Raw genomic sequence first — 17659 nt, forward strand, 5'->3', positions numbered from 1 at the left:
ACCTCACAGGCGCTGGGCCCATGAGAGATCGGCTCCTGCAGATCGCCGCAACGCTCCTGCCCGGCAGGCCCATGGACAACGCCGTCCTGACCGGTGGGCAGTTCCACGACGTCGTGCTGCTGCCGGGCACTGCAGCCGTGCGGGTGGCGCGCAGCCGGAGCAGCGCAGCCGAGTTGCCCAGACGCACAGCCTTGTTGTCCCGGCTCGCCGCGCTCGACCTGCCCTTCCGCGTTCCCGAGCCCCTTGGTCCGGTGGCCACGGTCGACGGCCTCGCGGCTGTGGCGTTGAGCTGGGTCGGCGGTGCCGCGCACCCCAAGGGCAGCGGCGATCCCGTACGGCTGCGCGAGCTCATCGACGGCCTCGCGGCCGTGGATGTCGCCGCATTGCAGGACGTCCTGGACGTCCCTCACGCCTACGCGGGACGCGAGCACTGGGAAAAGCTGCTTCTGGAGGAGGTCCTGCCTCGGCTCCCCGGTCACGTGCGCGGTGAGGCGCGGCGCCGGATCGAGGCCGCTGCCGAACTGCCGCCGGTGCCACCCCGGCTTGTCCACGGAGACCTGGCAGGCGACAACGTGCATTGGGGGCCGGACGGCGCCGTCGTAGGCGTCCTCGACTGGGATCTCGCCTCCCCCTTCGACCCTGCGGTCGACGCCGCCTGCCTCGCGTGGCACGGGTGGGAGGCGGTTGCGGCAGCCGTCGACACCGAGACCTACCGGAGGGCGCGCGTCTGGGAGGCGACCTTCGTCATCGAAGGGGTCGGCGCCGCACTGCTGAACGACGAGCCGCTCGATCTGCCTCTCGCTAAGGCGATCAGAAAGCTGAACGCCAGGATGTGAGATTTCGGCGGCGGGAACGCGTGATCGGCGGATCAACTCTGCAGCTGGCAACCGCTCGGTCGCACCAGAGGCTCACCCTTCATCTCCGCGGGCTTGTGTGGGGTGTGGGGGCTCTGCCCCCACAAAAAGCAGCCCGAGCCCGGAGGGCGAGGACCGCCGGGGCGGGCGTCAGGCGCGTAGTGGTCCAAGCGCGGCATGGGTGGGCCGGTGGGGGTATGGGGGGTTCTGCCCCCACGAAAGAGGAGGCCGGAGCGAAGCGTAGGACCTTTTCCCCGCCTGTGGCCTGGCCAAAAACGGGTTGATCGAGGGAAGTAGCCTAGAAGGGATGCCTCCCGATACCCCTACCCCCAGACGTCCCCTGCTCGCTTCGAACTCATTGTGGCGGATGAGGTCCTACCTCCGCCCCTATGTCCCCAAGCTGATCGCCATCTGGCTGGTCGCTCTGCTGGGCATAGCCACCACGATCTCCTTCCCCCTGGTCGGCCAGCAAGTGGTCGACGGGAGCCGCGACACCCTCCTGCCGCTGGGCCTGCTGGCCCTGGGCGTCGGGGTCGCCGAGGCGGCGCTGATCTTCCTGCGCCGGTGGGTCCAGGTGGGCCCGGTGCTGGGCCTGGAGACCAGGATCCGCGACGACCTGTACGAGCACCTGCAGCGCCTGCCCATGCGGTTCCACGGCGAGTGGCAGTCGGGCCAGCTCCTGTCGCGCGCGACGACGGACCTGTCGACGATCCGCCGGTTCCTGGGCTTCGGCCTGCTGTTCCTGGTCATGAACGTGCTCCAGATGACCACGGTGATCATCGTCCTGCTGAACATGTACTGGCCGCTGGGCGTGCTGGTCGCGGTGTCGGCGGTGCCGATCATCTGGCTCAGCATGCGCTTCGAGAAGAAGTACATCAAGGTCTCCCGCCAGGTGCAGGACGAGCAGGGTGACCTGGCCACGCTCGTCGAGGAGTCGGCGATCGGGATCAGGACCATCAAGGCGTTCGGCCGCCGCCGGCACATCCACGGGCAGTACATGGACAGCGCCCGCCAGTTGCACTCCTCGTCGCTGGCGCGGGTGGACCTGTCGGCGCGGTTCTTCACCTTCCTGGAGGTGATCCCGAACCTGACGCTCGCCCTGGTGCTGCTGCTGGGCGCGCTGGCGGTGGGGTCGGGTTCGCTGACGCCGGGCGCGCTGATGGCCTTCACGCTGCTGGCGCTGCAACTGGTGTGGCCGATCGCGAGCATGGGCTACATCCTGGCGATGGCGCAGGAGTCGATGACCTCGGCCGACCGGGTGATGGAGGTCATGGACACCGTCCCGGCGATCGTGGACGGCCCGGGCCGGATCGCCGAGCCGCGCGGCCACCTGCGGCTGGAGGGCGTGGGTTTCCGGTTCGGTGACGACGACCCGCCGGTGCTGCGCGACCTGTGGCTGGAGGTACGGCCCGGCGAGACGGTGGCGGTCGTGGGCGCGACCGGATCGGGCAAGACGACGCTGACCGCGCTGATCCCCCGCCTGCTGGACCCGACCGAGGGCCGCGTGACGATCGACGGCCACGACCTGCGGGACCTGCGGCTGGAGAGCGTGCGAGAGGTGGTGGCGACGGCGTTCGAGGAGCCGACGCTGTTCTCGATGAGCGTGCGGGAGAACCTGACGCTGGGCCACTTCGAGGCTTCGGACGAGGAGCTGCACCAGGCGCTGGAGGTGGCGCAGGCGACGTTCGTGCACGACCTGCCCTGGGGCATGGACACCCGGATCGGCGAGCAGGGCATGTCCCTGTCCGGCGGGCAGCGCCAGCGGCTGGCCCTGGCGCGTGCCGTACTCGCGAAGCCCAAGATCCTGGTGCTCGACGACACCCTGTCGGCGCTGGACGTGGAGACCGAGGCGCTGGTGGAGGAGGCTCTCAGGCACGTGCTGCGTGACGCCACCGGCATCGTGGTGGCGCATCGGGCCTCGACCGTGCTGCTGGCCGACAAGGTCGCGCTGCTGCGCGAGGGCACGATCACGCATGTCGGCACCCACCAGGAGCTGCTGGCGACCGTACCGGAGTACCGCGAGCTGCTGGCCGCCGAGGAGGTGCTGACGTGAGCACCGTCGAGACGAAGAGCTGGCGCGGCGTCGCCTCCGAGGAGAAGGACAAGCTGCCGGACAAGGTCTCGCTGCGGCTGCGGGAGCGCTCCCGCTCGTTGCTGATCGACCTGCTGCGGCCGTACAAGGCGAAGATCGCGCTGCTGGTCGGGCTGATCGTGCTGTCCAGCGCGGCGGGCCTGGCGATTCCGGCGCTGGTCGGCAAGGCGGGCATCGACTACGCCATCCCGCCGCTGCTGCGCGGCGAGGGCCCGGGCACGCTGCTGGTCATCGTGGGCACGATCGTGGTGTGCGCGACGACGCAGGCGCTGACCCGGATGGCCTTCCTGAAGCTGTCGGGCCGGATCGGCCAGGACATCCTGCTGGAGCTGCGGCGCCGCGTCTTCGACCACTTCCAGCGGCTGTCGCTGTCCTTCCACGAGAAGTACACCTCGGGCCGGGTGATCTCCCGGCTGACCAGCGACATCGAGGCCATCGCGGCGCTGCTGCAGCAGGGGTTCGACGGGCTGATCACGGCCGTGCTGACCATGGTCGGCACCGCGGTGATGCTGCTCGTGCTCGACCTGCCGCTCGGGCTGATCGCGCTGGTGCCGCTGCCGATCCTGCTGCTGTTCACCCGCTGGTTCCGCGACGAGTCGGCCAAGGCCTACCGGCGCACCTCGGAGACGGTCGCGCTGGTGATCATCCACTTCGTGGAGTCGATGACCGGCATGCGGGCGGTGCAGGCCTTCCGCCGCGAGCCGCGCAACCGGCAGATCTTCGGGCAGCTCAACACCGACTACCGCGACGCCAACGCCCGTGCCATGCAGCTCATCGCCCTGTTCATGCCGGGGGTGAAGCTGCTGGGCAACCTGACCATCACCGGGATCCTGGTCTACGGCTCCTGGCTGATGTTCGACGGCGACCTCACGCCGGGTGTGCTCACCTCGTTCCTGCTCTACCTGCGCCAGTTCTACGAGCCGATGCAGGAGATCAGCCAGTTCTACAACACCTTCCAGTCGGCGGGCGCGGCGCTGGAGAAGCTGTCCGGCGTGCTGGAGGAGGAGCCGAGCGTCCCCGAACCGGACCGGCCGGCCGAGCTGACCGCGGGCCGCGGGCGCGTGCACTTCGACCAGGTGCGCTTCGCCTACGTCGAGGACCGGCCGATCCTGCCGCGGCTGGAGCTGACCGTGCCGGCGGGGCAGACGGTGGCGCTGGTCGGCGCGACCGGCGCGGGCAAGACCACGCTGGCCAAGCTGATCTCCCGCTTCTACGACCCGACCGAGGGCCGCGTGCTGCTCGACGGGGTCGACCTGCGCGAGCTGAGCGAGGACACGCTGCGCCGTTCGGTGGTCATGGTGACGCAGGAGAACTTCCTGTTCACCGGCACCGTCGCCGACAACATCCGGTTCGGCCGCCCCGAAGCCTCCGACCAGGAGGTACGGCAGGCGGCCGAGGCGATCGGCGCGCACGAGTTCATCGAGTCCCTGCCCGACGGCTACGCCACCGAGGTGGGCAAGCGCGGCGGCCGGATGTCGGCCGGGCAGCGGCAGCTCGTCGCCTTCGCCCGGGCGTTCCTGGCCGATCCGGCGGTGCTGATCCTGGACGAGGCGACCTCCAGCCTCGACGTGCCCAGCGAGCGGCTGGTGCAGCGGGCGCTGCGCACGATCCTGGCCGAGCGCACCGCGCTGATCATCGCGCACCGGCTGACCACGGTCGAGATCGCCGACCGGGTGCTGGTCATGGAGGGCGGCCGGATCGTCGAGGACGGCCCGCCCGGCGAGCTGATCGGCGCCGACGGGCGCTACGCCGACCTGCACCGGGCCTGGCTGGACAGCCTGGCCTGACCGGCCAAGGGGCCTCGCCCACCGGCGAGGCCCCCGCAGTTCACACCAGGAAGGTGCCGAACTGCCAGACGTCGTCCGCGCCGGGCTCGGGCGCGAACTTCTCGAACGGCTGGTAGCGGTCGGTGAGCGGGGTCCAGTCCGACTGCACCGACGGCGTCGGCCCGAGGTAGGGGTTGGCCCAGCCCAGGACGATCCGGTGGTCGAGGTCCTCCGGCGTGCACAGCCCCTCGTCGGGGTTGTCGAGGATCCAGGCGACGGCTCCGAGCACCGAGGCGGCCACCTGGAGGGTGGTGGCGTTCTGGCCGGGCACCAGGGTGCGGGCCTCGTCGATGTCGAGCTGCGAGCCGACCCACCAGGAGGTGAGGTCGTGACCCATGAGCAGCACGCCCAGCTCGTCGCGGCCGGAGACGATCTCGTCGGTCATGATGCGCTGGTCCTGCTGGAGGCGGTAGCCGTTCATCCGGCACTCCAGCCAGGAGGCGATGGCCGCGTCGGTCGGCAGGTAGGCGTAGTGGACGGTGGGCCGGTACACGGCCTGCTCGCCGTCGCGGACGGTGAGGTAGTCGCTGATGGTCATGGCCTCGCCGTGCCGTACGACCATGCCGTGGATCGAGCCGTAGGTGGGCACCCAGGACCGGACCCAGGTCGAGTGCCCGGCCTGGGCCAGGCAGATCTGGTTCTTGGGGCCGCTGGCGTGCTCGTGCGCGCCGGCGGGCAGGGTGCGCTCGTGGGTGCCCCAGCCCATCTCGGCGGGGGCGACGCCCTCCTCGTAGAAGCCCTCGATGGACCAGGTGTTCACGAACTCGCCGACCTGCTTGGGCCGGTCGCTGATCTGGGTGTCGCGCTCGGAGATGTGGATGACCTTGACGCCCAGCTCCTGCGCGAGGCGCGGGTAGTCGCCGGTGCCGAGGTGCTCCTCCAGCCGGAACTGGCGCTCGTCGGAGACGCCCTGCTTGAGCAGCGCGCGGGCGATGTCCTCCAGGGCGACCTTGGTCCAGTGGCTGACCAGGCCGGGGTTGGCGCCGTGCTCGACGACGGCGGTGGGGCCGTTCTTCTTCCAGCCCTGGGCCTTCTTCCGCAGGCCCATGTGGCGGTGGTAGAGGGTGCGCTCGACCGGCGGGGTGGTGGCCTGGTCGGCGTAGGGGTCCCACTGCTCGACGGAGGTGTCGACGTAGCGCACGCCGTGGTCCTGGCACCAGTCGATGATGTCCTCGGTGCCGATGTTCCAGCTCAGGTTGATCAGCAGGTCGCCGTCGCCGACGTAGCGGCCGAGGGTCTCGGCCATGTTCTCCGGCGTGATGCGCTCGCGGACGTAGCGGGCGCCGGCCGCCAGCGTCTCGGGGATCAGGCCCGCGTAGTCCTCGAAGTCCATGACCGTGAGCTTGGCGAAGTCCATGTCGAGGTGACGCAGCAGCAGCGGCTGCAGGCAGCGGGAGACGGAGCCCGAGCCGAGCAGCAGGACCCGCCCCTTGACGGGGAGCCTGCCGGAGAAGTCGGTCATGGAGAGAGCCCTTCCAGTAAGAGAAACGCGGCGAATTTAGCACCCTTCCCGAGCCCCGACTAATTGAATGATTACTCAGTCATTGAGTGGTTAATCAGTCAACGCACGAAGGAAAAAACGGCCCCATACTTGTCGCTCGTGACCACGCTCCAGACCTTCGACCGCGCTCGGTCCTACCTGGCCGAGCAGGCCCCCGCGACCCCCGTCCTCGTCATGGACCTGAAGGTCGTCGCCGAACGTCATGCCGAGTTCAGCGCCAATTTCCCCGGCGTCACGTGCTTTTATGCGGTGAAAGCCAATCCGCAGCCGGAAATCATCTCCCTGCTGGTACGGCTGGGCGCCTCCTTCGACGTGGCGAGCACCGCCGAGATCGACCTGTGCCTGGCCGCCGGCGCCCGCCCGGAGTCGTTGTCCTACGGGAATCCGGCCAAGAAGGCCCGCGACATCGCCTACGCCTATGCCCGAGGCGTGCGCCTGTTCGTCTTCGACAGCCCCCAGGAGCTGGCCAAACTCGCCGAGCACGCGCCAGGCGCGCAGGTGTTCTGCCGCATCGCCGCCGCCAGTGCGGGTGCGTTGTGGCCGCTGGGCCGCAAGTTCGGCTGCCCGCCCGAGCACGCCGCCGGGCTGCTGCGCCAGGCGCTCGGGCTGGGCCTGGAGCCGGTCGGGATCTCCTTCCACGTCGGCTCCCAGCAGCTCGATCCGTCCGGCTGGGTGGTCCCGATCGCGGCCGCGGCCCAGGTGTTCGCCGAGGCCGGGCTGCCGCTGCGGCTGCTCAACATGGGCGGCGGCCTGCCCGCCCGCTACCAGGGCGAGCAGCCGCCGATGAGCGCCTACGGCGAGACCATCCTGGGGGCGGTGGCGCGCAGCTTCCCGGGCGCCGAGCTGGACCTGGCGATGGAGCCGGGCCGCTGCCTGGTCGCCGACGCCGGGGTGCTGCGCACCGAGATCGTGCTGGTGTCGGCCGAGCGCAACCAGGACCGCTGGATCTACCTGGACATCGGCCGGTTCGGCGGGCTGGCCGAGACCGAGGGCGAGGCGATCCGCTACCGGGTGGCCACCGCGTTCGACGGCGGGCCGGAGGGGCCCGCGGTGCTGGCGGGGCCGACGTGCGACAGCGCGGACATCCTGTTCGAGCGCGAGCCGTACACGCTGCCGCTCGCGCTGTCCTCGGGCGACCACGTGGACGTGCTGAGCGCCGGGGCGTACACGACCAGCTACGCCTCGATCTGCTTCAACGGCTTCACGCCGCCGGAGGTGATCTGCCTGGACTAGGGCCAGGGCAGCTTCCTGGGCACCGGGCTGCGCAGGGGCTCGTCGCTGAGCTCCGGCGGCCCGGCCTGCCGTACCACCTCGGGGTGGCGGGCGAGGTAGCCGTCGGGGAAGGTGGTCACCTGCGCGCACCCGCACTTCAGGCAGACGACGCCGGTCGCGGGCGGCGGGACCGGCCAGCCGTCGCGCAGCCAGGTGAGGTTGTCGTTGCCGTGCCGGTCGGGCACGACCCGGACGAGGTAGTCCTCCTCCCAGACGTGCCAGCAGCGCCGGCACTCGAAGGGTATGGTCCTGCGCTCCTCGTTCACTGTCTCACCCCCTACCTCCGAGTGTCCGCCCGTCCCGGCGGGCTCGCAACCCCCGCTCTCAGGCCCTGACCAGCACGAAGATCAGCGCGCCGAGCACGACCGCGAGGGTGCCGGCCCACGCCACCACGGCGTCGCGGGTGCCCTCGACCGGCCGGCCGGCGTGCAGCGCCTCCTGGACGCGGCGGAAGCGCCGGGCGGTGCGGACGAGCAGGACGCCGCCGCAGAGCGCGGCCAGGGCGAAGGCGGCGACGGCCGGGAGCGGCAGGTGCAGCCGGAAGGCCGCCCCGGCGGCGCCGAGCCCGCCGGTGGACAGCGCCACCGCGGTGCGCACCCAGGCCAGGCGGGTGCGCTCGCTCTGCAGGCCGGGGTCCCAGATCTGCATGGACATGTCAGGCCGCCGCGAGGATCACCAGGACGAGCGCGACGACGGCCACGGCGGCCACGCCGTACCCGAAGACCGCGGCGAGGGCGGGCGGCGGGAGCGGGGCCTGGTTGCGCAGGGCGCGCTGGATGTTGCGCCAGCGCGGGTAGGCCAGCCCGGCGGCCAGCGCGGCGAGGCTGACCAGCAGGACGGCCAGCGCGGTGCGGATCCAGGGGACGAAGACGTGGTCGGGAACGGCCGCGATGGCCACCCCGCCCGCGCTCAGCGCGAGCGCGGTGCTCAGCCAGGTGAGGAAGGTGCGCTCGTTGGCGAGCGTGAAGCGCGGGTCTGGTTCCTTGCCGTCCATAGGGGAAACGCTAGTTCGGCAGCATTTCCCCTAGAGAAGGCGGGTTATCGGCCGAGGTCAGCTGCAGGCCTGCGCGAGCTTCTGCAGGTAGGCGGTGGTCTCGGTGCCGACCTTCTGGGCGGCGTCCACGGCGTCGTTGACGGTGGTCACGTTGATGTTGCCCAGCGTGGTGGCCAGGCTGTCGGTGGCCTCCTTGAGCGTGGTGTTGGCCGCCTTGTCGGCGAGCTGACCCAGCTGGGCGGAGGAGTCGTTGAGCGCCTTCTCCATCGCCTTGGGGTCGTCGGTGAGCGTCGCGACGTCGGCGACCAGATCCTTGATGATCCGGGGCGCCTCCAGGCAGGCCTGAGCCTTGTCGATGCCGCTATTGATCTCGCTGCAGCCCGCCAGGAAGACCGCGGCGGCGAAGAATACGACCGGTGCGAACATTCGCCTCATGCCTCGGACCCTACCCGGCGGGCGGCCTGGATGCGGGGATCAGAGCTTCTGGAAGCAGGGCCCGTCCATCGTGTAGCCCTGCGCGGTCGGGCCGGTGAAGAAGTCCTTGACGATCGACACGCCGGTGGGGGCGCCCTCGTCGACCTTGTTGATCAGCGTCTGCCGGAAGGTGGCGGCGTTGGCGTCGCCGGCGAAGTTGCCGGCCTCGGGCGGGAGCATGCCCTCGTAGTCGACGGTGGCCAGGGACTTGACCGCGGCCAGCAGGCCCTTGCGGGAGACGTCGCCGCCGGCGACCATCTTCTCCAGCGCGGCCTTCATCGGGTAGGACCAGGCCCAGCCCGAGGTGTAGCCGTCGTTGGGGCTGACGCCGGGCAGCGCCTCGCGCATGGCCTTGTGGCCCGCGGTGTCGGCGCCGAACGGCTTGCCGGGCGAGGACTGCTCGTAGAGCGCCTTGATCGCCGGGGCGGCGGGCGACTTGAGCAGCGCCGGGTTCCAGGTGGGCCCGGTGCCGATGAAGCGGCCCTTGAAGCCGGCCGCGGCGGCCTGGCCGATGACCGCCGCCGCGTCGGCGGGGCCGGTGGTGATGATGACCACGTCGGGCTTGTTCTTGACGATCTCGGTGATGGCGCGGCCCTGCTCGGTGGCGCCGGGCGGGGTCTCGATCGCGGTGAAGGCGACGCCGTTCTTCTCGGCGGCGACCTTGGCGCCCGCGGCGGCGTCCGCGCCGTAGTCGCCGGCCAGGTGCACGGCCATGATCGACTTGGGCTTGTAGACCTCCATCGCGTAGTCGACGGCGTTCATCGACTCGACGCAGTAGTTGGAGCCGGTCTCGATGATGACGTCCTCGAACTCCCAGGCCGAGGTCCAGGAGGCGGGGGCGGAGACGATGCTGGAGGCCTTGAGGTCGTCGATGATCGCGGCGGTGGTGGGCGAGCCCAGCGTCTGGGCCAGGCCCAGGACCTTGTCCTTGATCTCGTTGTAGACCTGGCGGTGGGTCTCGGGGTTGTACTTGTTGTCGCGGACGTAGGCCTGCACGTCCACCTCGTACTTGCCGCCGATGCCGCCGGCCTTGTTGACCCGCGCCCAGAAGGCCTTCTGCGCCTCGGTGATCGGGACGGCCAGCGCGGCGAAGGGGCCCTGGGTGAGGTCGGAGATGGTGCCGAGGTAGATGCAGCCCTTGGCCTTGTCCACCGCCATCGGGCAGGGCTCCTTGGTGACGCCCGGTGCGGCAGGGGCGGCCGAGCCGCCGGTCGTGCCGCCGCCTTCCTCGCCGCCGCGGAACACCCCGCAGCCCGCCAGCAGCCCGGCTATCGCCAGATATCCGATTAACGCGCGACTTTTCATGGTTCAGCCTCCGCTAGTAGGAGAAGGGCCAGCTCTTCCAGTACGTGCGCACGCGGATCCAGATCCCGTACAGGCCGCGCGGTTCGAAGACGAGGAACAGGATGATCAGCAGGCCGTACAGGACCGTCTCGACCTGGAAGACGTTCGGTGTGGCGGTGGTGTCGCTGCTGATCACCGGCACCAGCGCGGGCAGCGAGCGGGTCAGCGGCTGGATGAGCACGATGAACAGCGCGCCCATGATCGAGCCCGACACCGTCGCCACCCCGCCGATCAGCACCATCGCGATGAACTGCACCGACAGCAGCAGGCTGAAGGAGCCCGGCTCGACGAACCCGGTGATCGTGTAGAGCAGCCCGCCGGCGATCCCCGCGTAGAAGGAGGAGGCGCCGAAGGCCAGCACCTTGTAGCGGGTCAGCGGCACGCCGATGACCTCGGCGGCGATGTCGCGGTCGCGGATCGCGGCGAAGGCCCGGCCGACCCGCGAGCGGGCCAGGTTGCGCGCGGCGAGCGCGAAGACGATCAGCAGCACCAGCATGACCAGGTAGAGCGACTGCTCGCGGGTGCCCAGCAGGCCGTCCTGGTCGAGCCGGGTGCCGAACAGCTCCGGCACCGCGGCCTGCCGGCCCACGCCCGGCCCGCCGGTCAGGTGGTCCCACTCCTTGAACACGTGCTCGCCGAGGAAGACCAGGCCGAGGGTGACCACGGCCAGGTAGAGCCCGCGCAGCCGGGCGGCCAGCGGCGCGACCAGCACCCCGGCCGCCGCCGCGACCAGGCCGGCGGCCGGCAGCCAGATCCAGATCTCGGTCAGGCCGAAGCCCAGGTTGCGCCCGTCCGGCGGGCCGGACAGCGCCGCCGCGGTGTAGGCGCCTATGGCCACGAAGAAGGCGTGCCCGAGGGAGATCTGCCCGGCGTAGCCCGCGACGAGGTTGAGGCCGATCGCGCCGATGGCCAGCGCGTAGGCCCCGGCCAGCACCTCCAGCGAGCGGTCCTGCAGCACCGCCGACAGCAGGAAGGCCAGGACGATCAGCACCAGCGTCCAGACCCGCTTGGCCGGGGTGTCCAGCAACGCCATGTCCTGCGCGTAGCTGGTGTAGAGCAGGGGCCGCCCGCGCGGACGGCGAGACCGTCCGGTCGGTATGGCAGGGGTCTGGCGAAGGTCCGTCATACGCGCTCGACCTCTCTCGTGCCGAAGAGCCCGTACGGCCGCACGAGCAGCACCAGCAGCATCACCACGTACGGCGAGACCACCGCGAAGTTCTGCCCGAGCCACGGCGCCACGTCGCCCTGGTAGCTCTGGAACAGCGACTCGACCACGCCGATGGTCAGCCCGCCCACCACCGCGCCGCCGAGCGAGTCGAGCCCGCCCAGGATGATCGCCGGCAGCGCCTTCAGCGCGATGATCCAGGTGAGCTGCTCCACGCCCTGGCCGGTGCCGACGAACATCCCGGCGATCGCCGCCAGGAACCCGGCCAGCCCCCAGCTCAGCGCGAACACCGCGCCCACCGAGACGCCCTGCGCCAGCGCCGTCTCCTGGTCGTAGGCCGCCGCCCGCATGGCCAGGCCGTACCGGGTGAAGCGGAAGAAGGCGAACAGCAGCGCGACCAGCACCGCGGTCACGCCGAGCATCGCCAGCCAGCGCTCCTGCACCACCAGCGGACCCAGGCTGACCTGCTCGAAGCCCCACGGATCGCCCATCTGGCGCACGTCGCGCCCGATGAAGCCGTTGACCACGACCCGGACCACCACGTCGATGCCCAGCGTGATGATCGCCACCACGAAGACCGGCCGCCCCACCATGGGCCGGATCGCGACCCGCTCGATGCCCAGCGCCAGCCCCGCGATCAGCAGCGCCGCCAGCGGCACCGCCAGGTAGAAGCCGGTGAGCTCGGCCAGGTAGGAGACCGCGACCGCGCCCGCGAGCATCAGCGACGGCTGGGCGAAACTGATCACCTTCGTCGCCTTGTAGATGATCACGAAGCCGAGCGCGAGCAACGCGTAGACCGACCCGTTGCCCAGGCCTCGTAAGACAGACTCGATGAACCCCGTCACCGGTACATCCCCTCGACCAGGTCCTCGAACAGCCGGGCGACGGCCGAGCGCTTGACCTTCTGCGTCGGCGTCAGCTCGCCGTCCTCGTGGTCGAGCTCCTTGGGCAGGAAGGCGAAGCGCTTGATCTGCTCGACCGGGTTGAAGCCCTTGTTGACCTCGTTGACCAGGCCCTGCACCAGCTCCCTGACCTCCGGTTTCTCCGACAGGTCGCGGTAGGTCGTGTACGGCAGGCGCCGCCGCCGCGCCCACTCCCCCACCACGTCCAGCTCGATCCCGATCAGCGCCGTCAGGTACGGCCGGCGGTCCCCGACCACCACCGCCTCCTTGATGTACGGCGAGGCCTTGAGCGCGTTCTCCATCTCGCTGGGCGCCACGTTCTTGCCGCCCGCGGTGATGATGATGTCCTTCATCCGGTCGGTGATCCGCACGTGCGTGCCGTCCACCCACTCGCCCACGTCGCCGGTGTGCAGCCAGCCGTCCGGGTCGAGCACGGCGGCGGTCGCCTCCGGGCGGCCCCAGTAGCCGGCGAAGGTGCCGGGGTGGCGGGTGAGGATCTCGCCGGTGGCCTCGTCGATCTTCAGCTCGATGCCCTCCTGCGGCTCGCCCACGGTGCCGAGCTTGACCCGGCCCGGGCGGTTGGCCGTCGCGATGGCGGTGTTCTCGCTCATGCCGTACACCTCGTGCATGCGCACGCCGATGCCCATGAAGAACTTGAGCACGTCGGGGGCGATCGGCGCGGCCCCGGAGGAGGCGTAGCGCACCCGCCGCATGCCCAGCCGCTCGCGCAGCGCCCGGTAGCAGAACAGCCAGCCGAGCGCGTACCGCAGCCGGGTGGATGCCGTGTGCGTGCCGCCGTTGCGCACCAGGTCGTCGCCGATGCGGTCGGCCACCCGCAGCCAGAACCGGCTGGTCAGCCGCTTGAACCGGGAGGCCGAGTCGAGCTTGATGTTGACCTGCGCCAGCACCTTCTCCCAGATGCGCGGCACGCCGAACAGGATGGTCGGCTGCACCTCGCGCAGGTTGGCCTGCACGGTCTCGATCGACTCGGCGAAGTTCACCTGCACCCCGGCGGCGGCGTTGAACCACACGGTGAAGGCCCGCTCGGCCACGTGGCACAACGGCAGGTAGGACAGGGTCTGGTCGCGCTCCGACGGCGGCGGCGAGGTGAAGCCGCCCTCCTCGACCAGCGTCCTGACCGCGAACTCGACGTTGCCGACGGTGAGCATCACGCCCTTGGGCGGGCCGGTCGTGCCGGAGGTGTAGATCAGCGTCATCACGTCGGCCGGCGTGGCCTCGGCCATCCGCTCCGCCACCGCGCCGGGGTGCTCGCTGCGGTGCTCGACGCCGAGGAACAGGAACTCGTCCCAGTGCAGCAGCTTCGGATCGGCGTAGCGGCCCCGCACGCCGCGCGGCTCCAGGTAGACGATGCGCTCCAGCGCCGGGCACTCCTCCAGCACCGCCAGCGCCTTGTCCACCTGCTCCTGGTCCTCGGCGATCAGGATGCGGGCCCCGGAGTCGGCCAGCAGGTAGGCCACCTCGGCGGCCGGGTTGGTCGGGTAGAGGCCCACGGTGATGCCGCGGGCGGCGACCGTGCCGAGGTCGGCGTAGAGCCACTCGGGCCGGTTCTCCGAGTGCACGGCCACCCGGTCGCCCGGCTCCAGGCCGAGCGCCAGCAGCGCGTGCGCGACCAGCTCGACGTTGGTCCAGTACTCCGCCCAGCCGATCTCCTGCCAGACGCCGTAGTCCTTGTGCCGCATCGCCACCGCGCCCGGCGAGCGCACCGCCCGCCGCTGGACCCGGGTGACGAGGGTCTCGACGTCCTTGACCGTGGTGACTGTCATGCGGCCCCTCCCAGGTACGCCTCGATGACCTTGGGATCGGCCTGGACCTCGGCCGGGGTGCCGAGCGCGACGGGCCGGCCGAAGTCGAGCACCAGCACCCGGTCGGCCAGGTCCATGACCAGTCCCATGTCGTGGTCGACGAGCACGATCGGGATGCCGAGCTCGTCGCGGATGTCCAGGACGAACCTGGCCATGTCCTCGGTCTCCTCCAGGTTCATGCCGGCCACGGGCTCGTCCAGGAGCAGCAGCTTGGGTCCCATCGCCAGCGCGCGGCCGAGCTCCACCCGTTTCTGGATCCCGTACGGCAGGAGCCGGACCGGATGCCGGCGCCAGGCCTCCAGCTCCAGGAAGTCGATGATCTCCTCCACCTCGGCGCGGGCGGCCAGCTCGGCCCGGCGGGCTCTGCCGTACCAGAGGACCGCCGACAGCACGCCGTAGCGGATGTGGTGGTGGCGGCCGAGCATCAGGTTGTCCAGGACGGTGAGGTTGTGGAAGAGCTCGACGTTCTGGAAGGTGCGTGCCATGCCCAGGGCGGCGATCTCGTGCGGGGCGCGGCCGAGCAGGTTGTGGCCCAGGAAGGTGACCTCGCCCTGCTGCGGCCGGTAGACGCCGGACAGCACGTTGAAGATCGAGGTCTTGCCGGCGCCGTTGGGGCCGATGACCGCCAGCAGCTCGCGCTCGCCGACCTCGAAGCTGACCCCGCCGATGGCTTTCACCCCGGCGAAGCTCAGGTGCACGTCTTGGAATTTCAGGACAGCCATCGCTTCCGCCTCTTGTAGTGCTTGACCTCGCGGAACGACTTGGCGGCTCCCTCGGCGCCGAGCCCGAGGTAGAACTCCTTGATGTCCTCATCGCCGAGCAGGGCGGCGGCGGGCTTGTCCATGACGACCTTGCCGGTCTCCATCACGTAGCCGTGGGTGGCGATCGACAGCGCCATGGTCGCGTTCTGCTCCACCAGCAGGACGGTGGTGCCCTGCCGGTTGATCTCGACGATCAGCTCGCGGATGCGGCCGACCAGCGCCGGGGCCAGACCCAGGCTGGGCTCGTCCAGCAGCAGGCACTCCGGACCGGCCATCAGCGCCCGGCCCACCGCCAGCATCTGCTGCTCGCCGCCGGACAGGTAGCCGGCGACGTGCCGCGGCCGCTCCTTCAGCACCGGGAACAGCCCGTAGACCCGGTCGAGGTTGGCCTTGAGGTCCTTGGGCGCGGTGTGCGCGCCGACCTTGAGGTTGTCCTCGACGGTGAGCTCGGCCAGGATGCGGCGGCCCTCCATGACCTGGCTGATGCCGCGGCGGACGATCGCGGCGGGCCGGAGGTGGTGGATGGGCTCGCCGTTGAAGGTGATCGAGCCCTTGGTGATCTCGCCGTCGTGCACGTCCAGCAGGCCGGACAGGGCACGCAGCAGGGTGGACTTGCCCGCGCCGTTCGCGCCCAGCAGCGCGACGATCGAGCCCTTGGGGACCGTGAGGCTCACGCCCCGCAGTACGAGCATGACGTCGTCGTAGACGACCTCGAGGTTGCGCACGTCGAGCACATGAGCTCCTCGCCAGTGTGGCCTGCGTCACTCCCCCGTAGGAGCAGGTTCCACGCCACCAAGCGCTCGATCAATAGGCGCGACCGAATTGGAATCTAGCTCTGGTCGTAATCTTCTACGCATGACAACTTGCGAGCATCTTTCCAAGCTTTCCAAGGTCGACGGCCCGCCCGCGCGCACGCCCGAGGGCTGCGAGGAGTGCCTGGCCTCCGGTTCACGCTGGGTGCACCTGCGCCGCTGCCTGGACTGCGGGCACATCGGCTGCTGCGACTCCTCGCCGAACAAGCACGCCTCCAAGCACTTCCAGGCCGACGGCCACCCGGTGATGCAGTCGTTCGAGCCGGGCGAGTCATGGCGGTGGTGCTTCGTGGACAACCAGGTCGGCTAGCGCTCCAGGATGGCCTCCTCGAAGTCGAGCTCGGCCATCACCTTGCGCAACACCTCGTCGTCGATGCGGCGCTGGTCGCGCAGCCGGACGAAGACCTCGCGCTCGGCCAGCAGCATCTCCTGGCGCAGGCGCCGGTAGATGGCGCTGGGCGTCTCTGAGCCGTCCTGGCCGGTGCCGCCGCCCAGCCGCTCCCAGGCGGTCAGCGCCCGGCGCTCGGTCTTGGTCCGGAGCTGGTCGAGCACGTCCTGGGTGATCTCGTCCGGTTCCCCGGGCGCGGCGCGCTCCAGCGCGGCCAGCCCGGCGGCCAGCGCCTCCTGCTTGGCCGCCGCCTCGGCGAGGGTGTCCTGGAACTCTTCCTCGGTGCTGGAGACGCGCAGCCGGCGGATCAGCATCGGGAAGGTCAGCCCCTGCACCAGCAGGGTGCCGATCACCGTGGTGAAGGTCAAAAAGGCGACCAGGCTCATGCCCGGCATCTCGATCACCACGAAGGCCGCGGCCAGCGAGACCACCCCGCGCATGCCCGCCCAGCCGACCAGCACGATGTGCGAGGCGGGCGGGCGCTCGCGCTGCAGGTTGCCGAAGATGAAGACCCACACGAACCGCGCCAGCACGGTCACCAGGAAGACCACGACCGCGTAGAGCGTGAGCTGGCCCGCGGAGTAGTCCTTGGGCAGCACGGTGATCAACTGCAGGCCGATCAGCGCGAAGACGATCGTCTCCAGGAAGAAGTCGAGTAGCTTCCACACCCCGTCGGCCACCAGCCGGGTGCCGAACCCCATGCGGTGCATGCGGTTGCCCAGGTACAGGCCGACGATCACGACCGAGATGACGCCCGAGGCGTGCACGATCTCGGCGGCCAGGTAGGAGGCGAACGGGATGAGCAACATCACCGTGTTCTCCACCAGCGCGTCGCGCAGCCGCTCCATCACCCAGCCGAACACCAGGGCCAGGCCGACGCCGATCGCCGCGCCGACCGCGGCCGAGTAGAGGAACTCGCCGGTCGCGTCGAGCAGCTCGAACCCCGTGCCGGTGACCGCGCCCAGCGCCACCCGGAACGCGGTCAGCGCGGTGGCGTCGTTGAACAGGCTCTCCCCGACCAGGATGGTCAGCGCCTTGCGCGGCAGGCCGAGCCGGCGGCCGACGGCGACCGCGGCGACCGCGTCCGGCGGGGCGATGATCGCGCCCAGCACGAAGGCGGCGGCCATCGAGACGTTCGGGATCATCCAGTGCACGGTGAGGCCGACCGCGGTCATGGTGAACAGCACCAGGCCCACCGACAGCAGCGCCACCGGCCGGGTCACGTCGCGCAGGCGCAGGTAGGAGGCGTCCCAGGCGGCCGAGTAGAGCAGCGGCGGCAGGAAGACCAGCAGCACCAGCTCCGGCTGGAGCTTGAACTCGGTCGGCACCAGGGGCGAGGCCAGCAGGCCGGCCAGCACGAGCAGCAGCGGCGCGGGCCAGCCCTTGCGCCTGGCCAGCCCGGCCACCGCCAGGGCGCCGCCGGCCAGCAACAGCAGGCGAAGGCCGGTCAT

17 protein-coding genes are annotated in these 17659 nt (G+C 70.5%); 5 read left to right on the top strand and 12 right to left on the bottom strand.

Features of this window, described 5'->3' with window-relative positions; all coding sequences use genetic code 11:
- Nucleotides 1–20 precede the first annotated feature (20 nt).
- From ACIBG7_RS21835 to ACIBG7_RS21845, 3 genes are all read left to right on the top strand, one after another.
- Nucleotides 21–836: an aminoglycoside phosphotransferase family protein gene (locus ACIBG7_RS21835; RefSeq protein WP_357920793.1), complete on the top strand. Its 816-nt coding sequence runs from the start codon at nt 21–23 to the stop codon at nt 834–836.
- Nucleotides 837–1221: 385 nt separating this feature from the next.
- Nucleotides 1222–2907, top strand: a complete 1686-nt coding sequence (locus ACIBG7_RS21840) for an ABC transporter ATP-binding protein (protein WP_397337392.1) — start codon at nt 1222–1224, stop codon at nt 2905–2907.
- Nucleotides 2904–4733 (top strand): ABC transporter ATP-binding protein, encoded by a 1830-nt coding sequence (locus ACIBG7_RS21845; RefSeq protein ID WP_357920799.1) that lies wholly within the window; start codon nt 2904–2906, stop codon nt 4731–4733. Before ACIBG7_RS21840 ends, ACIBG7_RS21845 begins: the two co-directional genes overlap by 4 nt.
- A 40-nt stretch (nt 4734–4773) precedes the next feature.
- Here the strand turns inward: ACIBG7_RS21845 and ACIBG7_RS21850 are convergent, their stop codons facing one another.
- Nucleotides 4774–6234: a saccharopine dehydrogenase C-terminal domain-containing protein gene (locus tag ACIBG7_RS21850; RefSeq protein ID WP_397337393.1), complete on the bottom strand. Its 1461-nt coding sequence runs from the start codon at nt 6232–6234 to the stop codon at nt 4774–4776.
- Nucleotides 6235–6372: 138 nt separating this feature from the next.
- On the opposite strand from ACIBG7_RS21850, the gene ACIBG7_RS21855 reads away from it, so the two are divergent.
- On the top strand, nt 6373–7506 hold the full coding sequence (locus ACIBG7_RS21855) for a type III PLP-dependent enzyme (protein WP_397337394.1): 1134 nt from the start codon (nt 6373–6375) through the stop codon (nt 7504–7506).
- Here the strand turns inward: ACIBG7_RS21855 and ACIBG7_RS21860 are convergent.
- From ACIBG7_RS21860 to ACIBG7_RS21905, 10 genes are read right to left on the bottom strand one after another with little or no spacing between them, the layout of a single operon-like run.
- Nucleotides 7503–7811 (bottom strand): hypothetical protein, encoded by a 309-nt coding sequence (locus ACIBG7_RS21860; RefSeq protein WP_357920806.1) that lies wholly within the window; start codon nt 7809–7811, stop codon nt 7503–7505. The two genes, ACIBG7_RS21855 and ACIBG7_RS21860, sit on opposite strands and share 4 nt — an antisense overlap.
- Before the next feature lie 58 nt (nt 7812–7869).
- Nucleotides 7870–8199 (bottom strand): DUF202 domain-containing protein, encoded by a 330-nt coding sequence (locus ACIBG7_RS21865; protein WP_357920809.1) that lies wholly within the window; start codon nt 8197–8199, stop codon nt 7870–7872.
- Between the two features lies 1 nt (nt 8200).
- A complete protein-coding gene (locus tag ACIBG7_RS21870) occupies nt 8201–8539 on the bottom strand; it encodes a DUF202 domain-containing protein (protein ID WP_357920815.1) in 339 nt (112 codons plus the stop codon).
- 57 nt (nt 8540–8596) lie between these two features.
- Nucleotides 8597–8974 carry a hypothetical protein gene (locus ACIBG7_RS21875; protein ID WP_357920818.1) on the bottom strand — a complete coding sequence of 126 codons (378 nt, stop codon included), beginning with the start codon at nt 8972–8974 and terminating at the stop codon, nt 8597–8599.
- 39 nt (nt 8975–9013) lie between these two features.
- Entirely contained in the window at nt 9014–10318 is a 1305-nt protein-coding gene (locus tag ACIBG7_RS21880) for an ABC transporter substrate-binding protein (RefSeq protein ID WP_357920821.1), read from the bottom strand.
- Nucleotides 10319–10331: 13 nt separating this feature from the next.
- Nucleotides 10332–11483 carry a branched-chain amino acid ABC transporter permease gene (locus ACIBG7_RS21885; RefSeq protein WP_397337395.1) on the bottom strand — a complete coding sequence of 384 codons (1152 nt, stop codon included), beginning with the start codon at nt 11481–11483 and terminating at the stop codon, nt 10332–10334.
- Nucleotides 11480–12367, bottom strand: coding sequence for a branched-chain amino acid ABC transporter permease (locus ACIBG7_RS21890; protein ID WP_357920827.1), 888 nt, complete (start codon nt 12365–12367; stop codon nt 11480–11482). The genes ACIBG7_RS21885 and ACIBG7_RS21890 overlap by 4 nt, the downstream gene beginning before the upstream one ends.
- Entirely contained in the window at nt 12364–14208 is a 1845-nt protein-coding gene (locus tag ACIBG7_RS21895; protein WP_397337396.1) for an AMP-dependent synthetase/ligase, read from the bottom strand. The genes ACIBG7_RS21890 and ACIBG7_RS21895 overlap by 4 nt, the downstream gene beginning before the upstream one ends.
- On the bottom strand, nt 14205–14969 hold the full coding sequence (locus tag ACIBG7_RS21900; RefSeq protein WP_357920832.1) for an ABC transporter ATP-binding protein: 765 nt from the start codon (nt 14967–14969) through the stop codon (nt 14205–14207). Before ACIBG7_RS21900 ends, ACIBG7_RS21895 begins: the two co-directional genes overlap by 4 nt.
- Nucleotides 14957–15742 carry an ABC transporter ATP-binding protein gene (locus tag ACIBG7_RS21905; RefSeq protein ID WP_357920835.1) on the bottom strand — a complete coding sequence of 262 codons (786 nt, stop codon included), beginning with the start codon at nt 15740–15742 and terminating at the stop codon, nt 14957–14959. Before ACIBG7_RS21905 ends, ACIBG7_RS21900 begins: the two co-directional genes overlap by 13 nt.
- Before the next feature lie 121 nt (nt 15743–15863).
- On the opposite strand from ACIBG7_RS21905, the gene ACIBG7_RS21910 reads away from it, so the two are divergent.
- Entirely contained in the window at nt 15864–16130 is a 267-nt protein-coding gene (locus tag ACIBG7_RS21910; protein WP_357920837.1) for a UBP-type zinc finger domain-containing protein, read from the top strand.
- Here ACIBG7_RS21910 and ACIBG7_RS21915 read toward each other — a convergent pair.
- Nucleotides 16127–17659, bottom strand: coding sequence for a Na+/H+ antiporter (locus ACIBG7_RS21915; RefSeq protein WP_397337398.1), 1533 nt, complete (start codon nt 17657–17659; stop codon nt 16127–16129). The two genes, ACIBG7_RS21910 and ACIBG7_RS21915, sit on opposite strands and share 4 nt — an antisense overlap.

Origin of the sequence: Nonomuraea sp. NPDC050328 (assembly GCF_044459405.1) — a bacterium.
Lineage (GTDB): Bacteria > Actinomycetota > Actinomycetes > Streptosporangiales > Streptosporangiaceae > Nonomuraea.

Coding starts and splice junctions, on each gene's coding strand:
- ACIBG7_RS21835 (WP_357920793.1), top strand. CDS start 21: ATGAGAGATCGGCTCCTGCAGATCGCCGCAACGCTCCTGCCCGGCAGG.
- ACIBG7_RS21840 (WP_397337392.1), top strand. CDS start 1,222: ATGAGGTCCTACCTCCGCCCCTATGTCCCCAAGCTGATCGCCATCTGG.
- ACIBG7_RS21850 (WP_397337393.1), bottom strand. CDS start 6,234: ATGACCGACTTCTCCGGCAGGCTCCCCGTCAAGGGGCGGGTCCTGCTG.
- ACIBG7_RS21865 (WP_357920809.1), bottom strand. CDS start 8,199: ATGTCCATGCAGATCTGGGACCCCGGCCTGCAGAGCGAGCGCACCCGC.
- ACIBG7_RS21870 (WP_357920815.1), bottom strand. CDS start 8,539: ATGGACGGCAAGGAACCAGACCCGCGCTTCACGCTCGCCAACGAGCGC.
- ACIBG7_RS21875 (WP_357920818.1), bottom strand. CDS start 8,974: ATGAGGCGAATGTTCGCACCGGTCGTATTCTTCGCCGCCGCGGTCTTC.
- ACIBG7_RS21880 (WP_357920821.1), bottom strand. CDS start 10,318: ATGAAAAGTCGCGCGTTAATCGGATATCTGGCGATAGCCGGGCTGCTG.
- ACIBG7_RS21885 (WP_397337395.1), bottom strand. CDS start 11,483: ATGACGGACCTTCGCCAGACCCCTGCCATACCGACCGGACGGTCTCGC.
- ACIBG7_RS21895 (WP_397337396.1), bottom strand. CDS start 14,208: ATGACAGTCACCACGGTCAAGGACGTCGAGACCCTCGTCACCCGGGTC.
- ACIBG7_RS21900 (WP_357920832.1), bottom strand. CDS start 14,969: ATGGCTGTCCTGAAATTCCAAGACGTGCACCTGAGCTTCGCCGGGGTG.
- ACIBG7_RS21910 (WP_357920837.1), top strand. CDS start 15,864: ATGACAACTTGCGAGCATCTTTCCAAGCTTTCCAAGGTCGACGGCCCG.
- ACIBG7_RS21915 (WP_397337398.1), bottom strand. CDS start 17,659: ATGACCGGCCTTCGCCTGCTGTTGCTGGCCGGCGGCGCCCTGGCGGTG.